11 protein-coding genes and 1 tRNA gene are annotated in these 12,502 nt (G+C 37.4%); 9 read left to right on the plus strand and 3 right to left on the minus strand.

Annotated elements, in window-relative coordinates; translation table 11 throughout:
* Positions 1-2 precede the first annotated feature (2 nt).
* Positions 3-78: transfer RNA gene (locus AC1M9L_RS11815), tRNA-Lys, on the plus strand.
* Positions 79-169: 91 nt separating this feature from the next.
* On the opposite strand, the gene AC1M9L_RS11820 is transcribed toward AC1M9L_RS11815, so the two are convergent.
* The gene (locus AC1M9L_RS11820; RefSeq protein ID WP_481592235.1) at positions 170-781 is read right to left on the minus strand and encodes a hypothetical protein; all 612 of its coding nucleotides are present in this window, start codon (positions 779-781) and stop codon (positions 170-172) included.
* Positions 782-1,051: 270 nt separating this feature from the next.
* Between AC1M9L_RS11820 and AC1M9L_RS11825 the strand changes: the two genes are divergently transcribed.
* The 3 genes from AC1M9L_RS11825 (at position 1,052) to AC1M9L_RS11835 (ending at position 3,752) form a co-directional block, all read left to right on the plus strand.
* Positions 1,052-1,315, plus strand: a complete 264-nt coding sequence (locus tag AC1M9L_RS11825) for a PspC domain-containing protein (RefSeq protein WP_179998741.1) — start codon at positions 1,052-1,054, stop codon at positions 1,313-1,315.
* Positions 1,316-1,462: 147 nt separating this feature from the next.
* Complete coding sequence (locus AC1M9L_RS11830; RefSeq protein ID WP_481592236.1) at positions 1,463-2,245, plus strand: sulfite exporter TauE/SafE family protein; 783 nt, start codon at positions 1,463-1,465, stop codon at positions 2,243-2,245.
* A gap of 97 nt (positions 2,246-2,342) precedes the next feature.
* A complete protein-coding gene (locus AC1M9L_RS11835; RefSeq protein WP_481592237.1) occupies positions 2,343-3,752 on the plus strand; it encodes an SLC13 family permease in 1,410 nt (469 codons plus the stop codon).
* A 75-nt stretch (positions 3,753-3,827) separates the two neighbouring features.
* Here the strand turns inward: AC1M9L_RS11835 and AC1M9L_RS11840 are convergent, their stop codons facing one another.
* Positions 3,828-5,054, minus strand: coding sequence for a hypothetical protein (locus tag AC1M9L_RS11840; protein WP_481592238.1), 1,227 nt, complete (start codon positions 5,052-5,054; stop codon positions 3,828-3,830).
* A gap of 250 nt (positions 5,055-5,304) precedes the next feature.
* Between AC1M9L_RS11840 and AC1M9L_RS11845 the strand changes: the two genes are divergently transcribed.
* The 5 genes from AC1M9L_RS11845 (at position 5,305) to AC1M9L_RS11865 (ending at position 11,722) form a co-directional block, all read left to right on the plus strand.
* Positions 5,305-6,921, plus strand: coding sequence for an SIR2 family protein (locus AC1M9L_RS11845; RefSeq protein WP_481592239.1), 1,617 nt, complete (start codon positions 5,305-5,307; stop codon positions 6,919-6,921).
* Positions 6,922-7,009: 88 nt separating this feature from the next.
* Positions 7,010-7,987: a glycine--tRNA ligase subunit alpha gene (gene glyQ, locus AC1M9L_RS11850; protein ID WP_035264216.1), complete on the plus strand. Its 978-nt coding sequence runs from the start codon at positions 7,010-7,012 to the stop codon at positions 7,985-7,987.
* Positions 7,987-10,056, plus strand: a complete 2,070-nt coding sequence (gene glyS, locus AC1M9L_RS11855) for a glycine--tRNA ligase subunit beta (RefSeq protein WP_481592240.1) — start codon at positions 7,987-7,989, stop codon at positions 10,054-10,056. Before glyQ ends, glyS begins: the two co-directional genes overlap by 1 nt.
* 71 nt (positions 10,057-10,127) lie before the next feature.
* A complete protein-coding gene (locus tag AC1M9L_RS11860) occupies positions 10,128-11,270 on the plus strand; it encodes an SEC-C domain-containing protein (protein ID WP_481592241.1) in 1,143 nt (380 codons plus the stop codon).
* Positions 11,271-11,335: 65 nt separating this feature from the next.
* Positions 11,336-11,722, plus strand: a complete 387-nt coding sequence (locus AC1M9L_RS11865; RefSeq protein WP_481592242.1) for a hypothetical protein — start codon at positions 11,336-11,338, stop codon at positions 11,720-11,722.
* Between the two features lie 194 nt (positions 11,723-11,916).
* On the opposite strand, the gene AC1M9L_RS11870 is transcribed toward AC1M9L_RS11865, so the two are convergent.
* Positions 11,917-12,450 carry an HPP family protein gene (locus tag AC1M9L_RS11870; protein ID WP_481592243.1) on the minus strand — a complete coding sequence of 178 codons (534 nt, stop codon included), beginning with the start codon at positions 12,448-12,450 and terminating at the stop codon, positions 11,917-11,919.
* Positions 12,451-12,502 lie beyond the last annotated feature (52 nt).

The raw sequence follows: 12,502 nt of genomic DNA on the forward strand, positions 1-12,502 counted from the left end.
ATGGGTCGTTAGCTCAGTTGGTAGAGCAGCGGACTTTTAATCCGTTGGTCCCGCGTTCGAGTCGCGGACGACCCACCAGATTCTTAAAAAAGCCTTTCATATTGAAAGGCTTTTTTATTGCCTGCAATATAATACAAGCTACCCTTATAGAGTATCAATTCTTATGTCTTTAAAGCTTTTGACGTTGCAAAGTATATGCACGTGACGGAAGCGGATTGTTTTTAAAGAAAGTTTGGTTCACTTGCGTTGCATTGGCAATTTTATCAAGATCCATGACCATATTACCCTGCTCATCCAAATCGTAAAAAAACTGAACCCCACTCTCTCTCAAAATAATGATTTGATGGTGATGCGGATCATACAACCAACGATCTTGGCGATATTGACGTTGCGTTGTAAATTCAACCTTACCACGATGCATAAAAATACGATGAGCTGTGCCATCAGCCAATAAATTGATAATAAACTCAGCTTCTCCCTTATCACAACGAGCAAAGCCATCACCACATTGCATCGTGGTTTGGTAACGACCTACAAATTTTTGCCATTCTTTAGCAACAGACTGCGGTGTTGTATCCGCTTTCTCTTGAATTGGAGGCCGTGCCTTACCTGCGACATTCGTTAATGAGTTAGAAGACTCAGGCGTATGCGACTCCTGAATTTGGTTGATGTGTTCAATGTGTGGCGATTCATTCTGGCTACATGCTGCAAGTGCAATATTCATGATGGCGATAATGCTGAACATTGAGATTGAATGAACTTTAAAATTTAAATTCATCATTTTATATCTTGAGCCATTTCATAAATTGCGATGTATAAAAATATTATCCTTATAAAATAGGGATATACAAGTATTAGCATGTTCTGTCTAATTATCCAGAACCTATACCACATCAAGGTTTTATCTTTTTCATTACATAAAATTACGATATTTTGTGAATAATCTCCTTTAAAACTAAAAATTATTCTCCATATAAAATGTATAGACAAACGTTAAAGAGAAATTGCGAAGTCTATTTCATGACTATTTTAGGTTCTAAAGGAGAACTCAATGGCCAATGTTGGTTTATATCGCTCAAACCGCTCTAACATGATTGCTGGTGTGATGGGTGGTATTGCTGAACGTTTTGGTTGGAATGCGAATTTATTACGAATTATTTTTGTTCTAGTGTCAGTGATGAGCGCTGCATTTCCAGGAATTTTAGTGTACTTAGTGCTTTGGTTAGTGATGCCAAAAAATAAAGTTCAGCACGAACATTCAAATACTTATGATCGTCCAATGCGCACTGTACATCAGGACAGATCACCGCTTTAACTTGAGTTTACCCTCAATCACCCACACAACCTCGGGTGAGTTTTTTAACACGATAATTTCCCCCAATTATCGTGTTTTTTTTATTCTCATTTTGCATCTTTCTCAAAATAGCGCTAACTTGAACAAAACAATAAATATGGACAATCAATGGCACAGTCGGAATGGATGGTATTGTGGCTATGCGCACTGGCCGCATTATTACATGGCCTGAGCGGTTTCGGCTTTCCCATGATGAGTACCGCCGTACTCTCTACTCAACTCCCGCTCAGCCTCGCTGTCACTTTGGTCATTCTTCCCTGTCTCATTTTAAATTTAATTCTGCTAACTGCTCACCCTCAGTATTCAATATGGCAGAGCATTCAACACTACAGCATAAGATTTTTTCCCCTTATTCTAAGTAGCTTAGTTGGCAGTCTGCTTGGGGTGAAACTTTTATTGTGGCTCAATGAAGGTTATTTAAAGCTTTTACTTGGCATGGTGATGGTACTGTATGTGATTGATCAATTACGACAACATTCATTCACCGTCAGCCCGTCAGTGCTCAATATGCTGATATTCGGTCTGTTAGCAGGCATTATCGGTGGTGCTACCAATGCAATGGCACCATTTCTAATGATGTATTTACTCAGCTGTCAGCTGAGTAAAACCGATATTGTGATCGTGAGTAATTTAAGCTTTATCGCCAGCAAATTGATACAACTCCTTCTACTTTACCCAATTTTGGTCAATATTGATGAGCATCAACAACTTTTAGTCATGTTGATCTGTGTTTTTGCAATATTTGGGGTATGGATCGGAGGACGGATCAGGCAACACATTTCTCAACAGTTTTTTAAAAATACAGTATTGATCCTATTACTTTTGCTCGGTATTCAAGCCCTGTGGCAAAGCTATAATTTATTAGAACAATCGATTTCATTGTTTAAATAGTATATTTTGAAAAGTGATAAGGATATTCATTCTTCAGAATTAAGAAGTTTAATACATGCAACTATAAAACCTATAGCGATATTCAAAAGGAGCGAATATGACGGAACAACTCGCGACCCCGACCAACATGATGCCAAAAGGGCTGATCAAAGGTTGGGTGTTGATACTGATCGCCGCTTTTATTTCTTATGGACTCTATCAAGTCTTACCCTATGATGAAAACGCCAATAAAGGGTTGGCATTACTTTGCTTTATCGGCATTTTATGGCTGACTGAGGCTATCCATATCACGGTTACCGCCCTATTGGTACCTGTACTCGCGGTTCTCCTCGCGATGCCAATGGCAAAAGGCGATGAGCTTGTACCAATCACAACACAAGCGGCATTAGCTACATTTGCAGATCCTGTGATTTTTTTATTTTTTGGTGGCTTCGCATTAGCGACCGCGTTGCATATTCAAAAGCTGGATAAAAAAATTGCGATGTGGATCATCTCTATGTCTGGTGGTCATCTCGGCATCTCTGTAATGGCGATTTTTGCTGTAACAGCACTTTTATCTATGTGGATTTCAAATACGGCGACTGCAGCAATGATGCTTCCACTTGCCCTTGGTTTACTTTCACATTTAGATGTCAGCCGAGATCGAAAAACATTTGTTTTTATCCTGTTAGGTATTGCCTATTCTGCAAGTATTGGTGGCTTAGGGACCATGGTCGGCTCTCCACCAAATGCAATTGCGGCTAAGGCTTTAGACTATGATTTTGCAGATTGGATGAAAATCGGTTTACCGATGATGCTGCTCATTTTACCTGCCATGCTCTTGAGTCTTTATCTGGTACTTAGACCTAAGCTCAATCATAAAGTGCAATTTGTGACTGAGGATATTCCTTGGACGGGTACTCGAATTGCAACAATGGTATTGTTTGTCTGTACGGCTATTGCTTGGATCTTCAGCAAAAAGCTGACCGAGAACTTTGGTATTTCACAACCTGATACTTGGATTGCTGTTCTGGCAGCATGCTTGGTCGTGATTATCGGTACTGCAACATGGAAACAAGTTGCTGAAAATACAGATTGGGGCGTTTTATTTTTATTTGGCGGTGGTTTAACCCTCAGTGCAATTTTAAAAGATTCAGGCAGTTCATTGGTACTTGGTCAAACGCTTGCAAATGTGTTTGGTGATACCTCACCATTGATGATTATTTTTGTTGTAGCAGCATTTATTGTCTTTTTAACAGAATTCACCAGTAACACTGCATCTGCTGCACTGTTAGTACCAGTCTTTGCAGCGATTGCAGATCAAATGGGCATGCCCAAGGAAATTTTAGTTATTGTGATCGGCATTGGTGCTTCTTGTGCATTTATGCTTCCTGTTGCGACACCACCAAATGCCATCGTATTTGGTACTGGACATATTCAACAGTCTGAAATGATGAAAGTCGGATTCGTCCTGAATATTATGTGTATTTTCATTGTTTCACTATTTATCTATTGGTTCTTTATCTGATCTAAATAAATGTTCAAAAAAGAAAAAAGCACGGTATCGTGCTTTTTTCTTGTCGATTCAAAGCCAGTCTTTTATTTATTTTGTAACACCCAACCAAATGAATTTTTGTGGTACGGCATCTAGCTTGATACTGCGTTCAATCTTGGCAGATTTCAAATCAATCTCATGAATCTGTTTCGTCACCACATTATTGATGAAAACACGATCTTGCTGACCATGCGCAATCAGCGCTGCCTTCTCTATCGCTTCTGAACCTTGCTCAATCACTTGAATACGATGTTTCACTGTCCAAGACTCAGTATCTAAAATCACCAATTGCCCCAATGAATCGAGTATCACGAAATAATCGCCAGATTGGCTATACATCTGCTGAAGACGTTTCACATTGGTATCTTTCTCAGTCCATGGAATTTGTTGAACTAGCTTATTTGCACCATTGATAATGAATAAATCAGGTGTAGCGGATGCCAATCCAACTAGCTCTTGCGCATTGGCTTGGCCGACGACTGTACCAATACGAACATCCAACTTAATCTTCGAGTCTTTAAAAAGACCTGCAACACCATGCTCGACAAGTAACACGCCGTCTTCACAGCCAAATGCACTATAACCTTTAACCGATGAGGCTCCGTGCAAACCTGGACACGTATTTTCTAAATTATTTTGACCATGGAAGTGATCACCATGCAGTTCGTAATTTCTCACCACACTTGCTAATGTTTCGCCTGATCCTGAATATGAACTCAATACATACTCACCCAACGGTTCAGCTACGCCATGATGTTTAAACGGAAGCTTTTGCGATGCCACATTTTTTGAAGCAATTCCTGCATCTGTGAATACATCAAATTTTGATGTTTCAGTCTCGCTACCATCATAAAAAATAGCAGCCTGACCATTAAAATTCCGATAATGCGTAGGTGCAGCACCATTGAGTTGGAAGTTCAATAACTGAGGTGAAGCAGTTCCCTTATCACTTAAACCGCTGTCATAAAAATTAACAGTGCCACCAACTCGATCCATCAAGATGCCATAACGTGCTCTTGGACTGCTATGTAATGCAAATGGCATCGTCTTCAGTTGTTTAACATCGATGACTTTTTGTTGTTCTAAATCGAATAAACTCAATTCTGGTCGATCGACTTGATCATTGATGATCAAAAGTCTCCCCTCTTGATTCACCACTGTTGTTGGTTTTTCAGGCGGATTATTCTGATTTGATTTGTTGTTATCGCTACCACCACATGCTGTCAGTAAAATAGCTGAAAGCAAAATGCTGATCTTTGGTAATTGGTTTTTCATGGAGATCATCTCTTATTATGACAATACATTACATTTGAAATGTTATAACATAACATTTATAACATAATGATACAGAGATTCAAAGATGTGATTTAAATTTAAAGTTGTAAATTGCGATTCCAATGAGATGAAGATCTAAATAGTTTGATTAGAATAATGGTTCTAAAAGGTCTTATTATTTGAATCAATAATTGAATTTTATGAAATAATGCCATTTTACTACTTTAAAATTTTTCTAAGAAATTAAGTCATGTCGATTACAACAACGCATCGCGAAGAACTTTTAAAACACTTAGCAGCATCTTTAAAAGATGCTAAAGATGATGGTGGAGCCATTCTTCTTGTAGGAGCAGGTATTTCTGTTTCAGCAGGCATTCCCCCTGCTCAAAAGCTTATGAAAATTGCGATTGAGAATTTCCCAAATTATTTTACGGATGAAGAACAACAACTCGCTCAAGAAGATTTAAGCCAACTCCAATACAATGACATTATGACAAAGTTGTCGAATGTTAAACGCAAAGAGTTGTTTAAATGGTTTATTGAAGGTAACAAAGATAAAGGAATTGAAAAAGCTAAACTTAATTTTGCACACATTGCAATTGCTGAACTATTAAAACAAGGTTATTTCAGTCGCATTCTTACCGTTAATTTTGATCCGTTATTGATTCATGCTTGCTATATGGTGGGGATGTACCCTTTCCCTGCTATCTATGATCTAGGTGCAATGGGTAAAGTAAACGCAGAACTCTTACATGATCCTAGTATTGTGTATTTAAATGGACAGCATGTTGGTTTTGTACAAAGGAATACAACTGATCAACTTGAAGCTCACAAAGAAACTCTAACTCAAATCGTTCGTTCTACAGGTTGTTCTAAAACTTGGGTTATAGCGGGCTATAGTGGCGAAAATGACCCTCTAATGGATGCCTTGAATGAACTGCGCCCATATAACAATTGGATGTATTGGTTAGAATATAATAATCAAGTATTACAAAAAGAAAGTCATCATTTCTTAGAAAATGATGAAGAATGTAAAGTAATTTATGGTTGCGATGCTGATGAAACATTTATGGAAATCGCAGAACTATTGAATTGCAGTTTAGATTTTATTGAACAACCTTATACTGAGCTTGAACTTTATACGAAAGAAATTGATTTCAACACATCTAAATCTAAAGGTCATCAATTACTATCTAAAGTAAAAAATTATATTTCTATCTTAAAAAATGATGCTGTAATCAACAAATTTAAGCTAGCAGAAATAGTTACTGACTATATTGGCAATGATGAATTTCATTTTTTTTCAGATGACCCAAACTATTCAAAAGAAAGGTTAATTGCAATTTGTGAAGAGCTTTATCCAGTCTTAAAAGACAGCCTATCTGGTGAATTTTTCTATTGGTGGGCAAGTGCATATTATGACTACAAGAATTTTGATAAACAAAATATTCAAGATCGAATCAACTGCTACAACAAAGCCATCAACACTTATAGATTAGGAACCCAAAATGACCCTCAATATGGTGGGAATTTTCATTTTTTAGGTTATTGTCAATTACAATTGGCAAAATTAATCACTGATCAAAATAAAAAAATAATCCTATTAAATGAAGCAATCGAAAACTTTAAGAATAGTTGGGATGAGGTAGAACATATTATGTATTCAGTAGAATGTTTTATCGAGTTAAAAGATTTTAAAAAATTAGTAAATTTCTTAAATGAATCAAATGTATTAGCTATTGTAAAAAATTATAAAAGTTATGTTTTTCAAAATGAATACATGAATCCTTTACTTAAAAGTAATGATTTCTGCATTTGGTATAAATCAATATTTAATGAAGCACTCGAAACACCTGAAGTTATATAGTTTATTCATTAGTTCATACCCTTTGCCACTCCTCTGTAAAATCCTTATACTTAGAGCCAATTTTTTTTCTAATTTTAAGTGGATGACCATGAGTCGCGCCATATCGCATATTGATACCTTCCAAGGCTTAATTCTTGCCTTACAAAACTACTGGGCGGAGCAAGGCTGCGTCGTGTTACAGCCTTACGACATGGAAATGGGTGCAGGTACATTCCACACTGCAACTTTCCTACGCGCATTAGGGCCTGAAACTTGGAACGCTGCATACGTTCAACCTTCGCGTCGTCCAAAAGACGGTCGTTATGGTGAAAACCCAAACCGTTTGCAACATTACTACCAATTCCAAGTGGTACTTAAGCCAAACCCAGACAACATCCAACAGTTGTATCTTGACTCGCTTAAAGCGATCGGAATTGATCCCTTGGTACACGACATTCGTTTCGTAGAAGACAACTGGGAATCTCCAACGCTTGGCGCGTGGGGCTTAGGTTGGGAAGTATGGTTAAACGGCATGGAAGTGACTCAGTTCACTTACTTCCAACAAGTCGGTGGTGTTGAGTGCTACCCTGTTACTGGAGAAATCACTTACGGTTTAGAGCGTCTTGCAATGTACTTGCAAGGTGTAGACTCAGTTTACGATTTGGTTTGGACTAAAGGTCAGTTTGGTACAGTGACTTATGGTGATGTATTCCATCAAAATGAAGTTGAACAATCCACTTATAATTTTGAATACGCACCTGTTGATAAACTGTTTGAACTCTTTGACTTCTATGAAACTGAAGCAACACGTTTAATCGAAGCAAAACTTCCACTTCCTGCGTATGAGCAAGTGGTTAAAGCCTCTCATAGCTTTAACTTGCTTGATGCGCGTGGTGCGATTTCTGTGACTGAACGTCAGCGTTATATTTTACGTGTACGTACATTGGCGCGTTCAATTGCAAATGCTTATGTGGCTGCACGTGCTGAACTTGGTTTCCCAATGGCAGAACCAGCATTACGTGATGAAGTATTGGCACAGTTAAAGGCACAAGTTGAAGCAGAAGCAAAATCTGAGGAGAGCAAATAATGTCTAAACATACCGTTTTGTTCGAATTAGGTTGTGAAGAACTTCCACCAAAAAGCTTAAAAAAATTACGTGATGCACTGCAAGCTGAAACTGTAAAAGGCTTAAAAGATGCAGGTCTTGCATTCGACTCGATCGAAGCCTATGCAGCACCACGTCGTCTTGCCCTTAAAATCGTAAACGTTGATGGTGCGCAAGCGGACACGCAAAAACGTTTTGATGGCCCTGCGAAACAAGCAGCGTTTGATGCTGAAGGTAACCCAACTAAAGCGCTTGAAGGCTTTATGCGTGGTCAAGGCATCACGGTTGATCAAATCTCGACTTTTCAAGCGGGTAAAGTCGAAAAAGTTTGCTACTTAAAAGATGTCAAAGGTCAAAGCCTTGATGCTTTACTTCCCCAAATTTTACAAAATGCATTGGACAATCTTCCAATTGCGAAACGTATGCGTTCAGCGGCAAGCCGTACCGAATTTGTACGTCCAGTAAAATGGGTGGTATTGCTTAAAGACAACGACGTTGTTGATGCAACAATTCAAGATCACAAAGCAGGTAACGTAACTTTCGGTCATCGTTTCCATGCACCTGAAGCAATTACTTTAACGCATGCTGATGAATACTTAGCGAAGTTAAAAGCGGCTTACGTTGTGGCAAACTTTGAAGAGCGTCAAGCAATCATTGACGGTCAAGTCAAAGCTTTAGCTGATGAAGTAAATGCGATTGCGATTGTGCCTGCGGATCTACGTGACGAAGTAACAGCATTGGTTGAATGGCCTGTTGCACTTCGTGCAAGCTTTGAAGAACGCTTCCTTGCGGTTCCTCAAGAAGCATTGATCACGACCATGCAGGACAACCAAAAATACTTCTGCTTAGTGAATGCTGACAATAAGCTTCAACCATACTTCATTACTGTGTCAAATATTGAGTCTAAAGACCCGACACAAATTATTGAAGGTAACGAGAAAGTGGTTCGTCCACGTTTGTCGGATGCTGAATTCTTCTTCTTACAAGACCAAAAACAACCGCTTGCTTCTCGTAAAGAGAAATTAGCAAATATGGTCTTCCAAGCAGAATTGGGTACGCTTTGGGACAAATCGACACGTATTGCAAAACTCGCTGTTGCTTTAGCGCCAATTACAGGTGCAAACCCTCAAGACGCTGAAAAAGCTGCGCTTCTTGCAAAATGTGACTTAACATCTGAACTCGTGGGTGAATTCCCTGAACTTCAAGGGATTGCGGGTACTTACTACGCACGTCTTGAAGGCGAAAATGATGAAGTGGCTGAGTCTTTAGGTGAGCAGTATTTACCTAAATTCGCAGGTGACGTTTTACCAAAAACCAAAACAGGTACAACGATTGCCCTTGCTGACCGTTTAGATACGCTCACAGGTATTTTTGGTATTGGTCAAGCGCCGACAGGTTCTAAAGACCCGTTTGCGCTTCGTCGTTCTGCAATTGGTATTTTACGTTTAGTGACTGAAAACGAGCTTGATGTATCGATTGAAGATTTGATCAAACTTGCACTTGCTGCTTATGGCGATGTATTGAAAGATCATGACAAGACTTTAAATGATGCTGTTGCATTCCTTGAAGGCCGTTACCGTGCGAAATACGAAGACCAAGGCGTTGCTGTAGATGTGATTCAAGCCGTTCAAGCGTTGTCTCCAAAATCACCACTTGATTTTGATAAGCGTGTAAATGCGGTAAATCACTTCCGTGCATTACCTGAAGCAGCTGCGCTTGCTGCTGCGAATAAGCGTGTTGCGAACATTCTTGCAAAAGAAGCTGCACCTGAAGGTCAACTGGTTGAAGCAAACTTGGTTGAAGATGCTGAGAAAGCATTATTCGCTGAACTTGCGAAAATCACACCAGTGGTTGAGCCGTTATTTGCTGCGAAAGACTACACTGCTGCGTTGTCTGCACTTGCTGCACTTCGTGCGCCAGTGGATGCGTTCTTTGACGGTGTAATGGTCATGGCTGATGATGCTGAATTAAAAGCGAACCGTTTGCGTATGCTTGCACAGCTTCGTGATTTGTTTACGAAAGTTGCTGATATTTCGGTGTTACAGCACTGAGTAATAACTTGTTGTAAGTTAAAGAAAACCCCGCTATAAATTAGTGGGGTTTTTATTACAAAAGTTTACTTATGGATTCAACAAATCAATATCTGAATGTTCTTTTAAATGTTAGCAATTTTATATCAAAAAATAATAGAAATGACACCTGTTGGTGCAATTCTGGAGAAAAATATAAAAACTGTCATCTCAATCGTGAAAAATTAAAATTAATGAGTATTCAAGAAGAGCAAGACAATTTAAAAAAAATTGATAAAACATTAAAATTATGTCTTTTTAGTGAATTCGATAGTAATTGCTCATCAGGAATTATTAAAGCTCACTCAATATCTAAATCATTATTTCTAAGTAAGATCTCTGAAAATGATAAAGTTTATACTCCTACTATAAGCTCAATAAAAAACTCTATAAATGTTAATGAAATTCATATTAATAAGGCATCTATTTTCAATGGTTTCTGTAATAAACATGATACAAGTCTGTTTAGTGAATTTGAGCAAAAAAAATTTACATCTGCTGACTATCAATTATTTAAACTAGGCTATAGATCACTTTGTCTTGAAATATTTAAAAAAATTAAAGTTATACAAAAATATAACTTTTATAAAAATAATGCTGATAGAGGAAAACCATTATTCGAACAGGTTAGAATTCAACTCAGTTGCAATAAAGAAATCGAGTTTAATAAAAATTCTTTAGAAACTCTTAAAAAAATTCAAACAAAAATAAATGATGATCTGATACACAATACTTCATATAAGATGAGACATTGTTTAATAACTTTAACCACACCTCAAAATATCCTGTGTAGCTCAATGATCAGCCCTGAGTTAAATTTAGATCATAAAAAACTACAGGAATTAAAAGAAACACCTGATGCAAAAAATATTTTCTTAAACAGTTTCATTTTTTATAATACTGGTTATATCTTATTGAGCTGGTTAACTGAAGATAATGAGTATGGTGAAAACTTTACGAATTCTATTTTTTCAGATCCTACCAAAATTAATCATAAGCTTATTTCCTTATTGTTTATGTACACGGAAAATATTTTCATCAAACCAAGCTGGTGGGATAGATTAGATAAAGAGGATCGAAATCATTTACAATCTTTAATCGAGTATGTTGAGGATTTTGATGGTAGTAATAATCGTACAAATGATTTTAAAGATTATCCTCAAGCCATTAGTTATTCATCTCATATCTTTCTATGATTCAGTATATTGGTTTAAATTAATTAGACATTGAATTTAAAATAAAAAATCTCCAGGAAAATATCTTGAAAAATCAAATATTACTTATTACATCAACAGCACTTTTGATCACCGCTTGCTCAACCACACCAACAACCCCAAATGCCCCTATCGTTTTAGAACAACACAAAAACATTGCTGTAGAACCCAGAACCAAACACAACGTAGCTCGATTGATTAAACAAAAAGAAAACTGTCTGATCGAGTTCACTGGCAACTTTGAGACAGGCAAAGCTACTGAATACTGGTTCTTCCAAGGGGAAAAACTGATTTCAGCACATTCAAATTTAGATGCAGATGTCGAGAACAAACAGACCGTATTTGATATTCAAGATTCAGTAAAACAAGCCAATTTCAACGCGCTCAAAAACCACTTTAAAGCGAAAAATCTTCAACAGTGTGAACATTTCTAAGACGCTAAAAACCATTCATCTGATCATTCATAAACTAGGACAGCACAATTGGCTAAAACCAACTGTGCTTTTTTTATAAGTGGAGAGTATAAAGTGACTCGACCAGCGCCAAGTCTCACAAAAGATAGGTTTGAATTCAGGGATATCTCAGGTTGTTTTACATAAGATTAAAAAACGAATGATGCAAATTTCAATCATGGCTTGGATTTGATTATACCTAAACCGTAAAGTGGCCATTTATGATTAGGTTTAATATTATTCACGACCATCGCAATCAATACTAAAGCCACAGATCCTAAAAGCACAGGAAATATGAGGAAATTCCATCCATAGCTGATTGAATCTGCTGTTAATAAAATGGCCAATGGATTTGCTCCAGCTGGAGGATGCACACATCTAAAAAATTGCATTAAGGCAATCGCACACCCGACTGATAAAGCTATAGTCAAAATCGAATCAGGAAAAAACTTAAGAAAAAATAGACCGATAAAAGCAGAAATAAAATGACCGAAAATCACATTTCTAGGTTGAGCTAATGGCGACTGTGATACTGCATAAAGAATTACACAAGTTGCGCCAAAAGGCGCCATGATATAAATATTTCCCGATAATTTACTCAACAAAAGTAGCAAAAAAATACTAATTGTTCCTCCAATAAAGCTTCGAATCATTTCGTGCGGTTTAGGAAAAGCAGTAAGTTTTTCTTTTCCTTCAAAAATTGAAAGCATACTGATATCGCCTTTTTAATATTGTTTTGAAAGCATAATACAGATAAAATAA

It is taken from the genome of Acinetobacter sp. ANC_7511, from assembly GCF_056779975.1.

Bases quoted from the DNA above. Each gene is read 5' to 3' on its own strand.
- AC1M9L_RS11820 (WP_481592235.1), bottom strand. From the start codon at position 781: ATGATGAATTTAAATTTTAAAGTTCATTCAATCTCAATGTTCAGCATT.
- AC1M9L_RS11825 (WP_179998741.1), top strand. From the start codon at position 1,052: ATGGCCAATGTTGGTTTATATCGCTCAAACCGCTCTAACATGATTGCT.
- AC1M9L_RS11830 (WP_481592236.1), top strand. From the start codon at position 1,463: ATGGCACAGTCGGAATGGATGGTATTGTGGCTATGCGCACTGGCCGCA.
- AC1M9L_RS11835 (WP_481592237.1), top strand. From the start codon at position 2,343: ATGACGGAACAACTCGCGACCCCGACCAACATGATGCCAAAAGGGCTG.
- AC1M9L_RS11840 (WP_481592238.1), bottom strand. From the start codon at position 5,054: ATGAAAAACCAATTACCAAAGATCAGCATTTTGCTTTCAGCTATTTTA.
- AC1M9L_RS11845 (WP_481592239.1), top strand. From the start codon at position 5,305: ATGTCGATTACAACAACGCATCGCGAAGAACTTTTAAAACACTTAGCA.
- glyQ (WP_035264216.1), top strand. From the start codon at position 7,010: ATGAGTCGCGCCATATCGCATATTGATACCTTCCAAGGCTTAATTCTT.
- glyS (WP_481592240.1), top strand. From the start codon at position 7,987: ATGTCTAAACATACCGTTTTGTTCGAATTAGGTTGTGAAGAACTTCCA.
- AC1M9L_RS11860 (WP_481592241.1), top strand. From the start codon at position 10,128: ATGGATTCAACAAATCAATATCTGAATGTTCTTTTAAATGTTAGCAAT.
- AC1M9L_RS11870 (WP_481592243.1), bottom strand. From the start codon at position 12,450: ATGCTTTCAATTTTTGAAGGAAAAGAAAAACTTACTGCTTTTCCTAAA.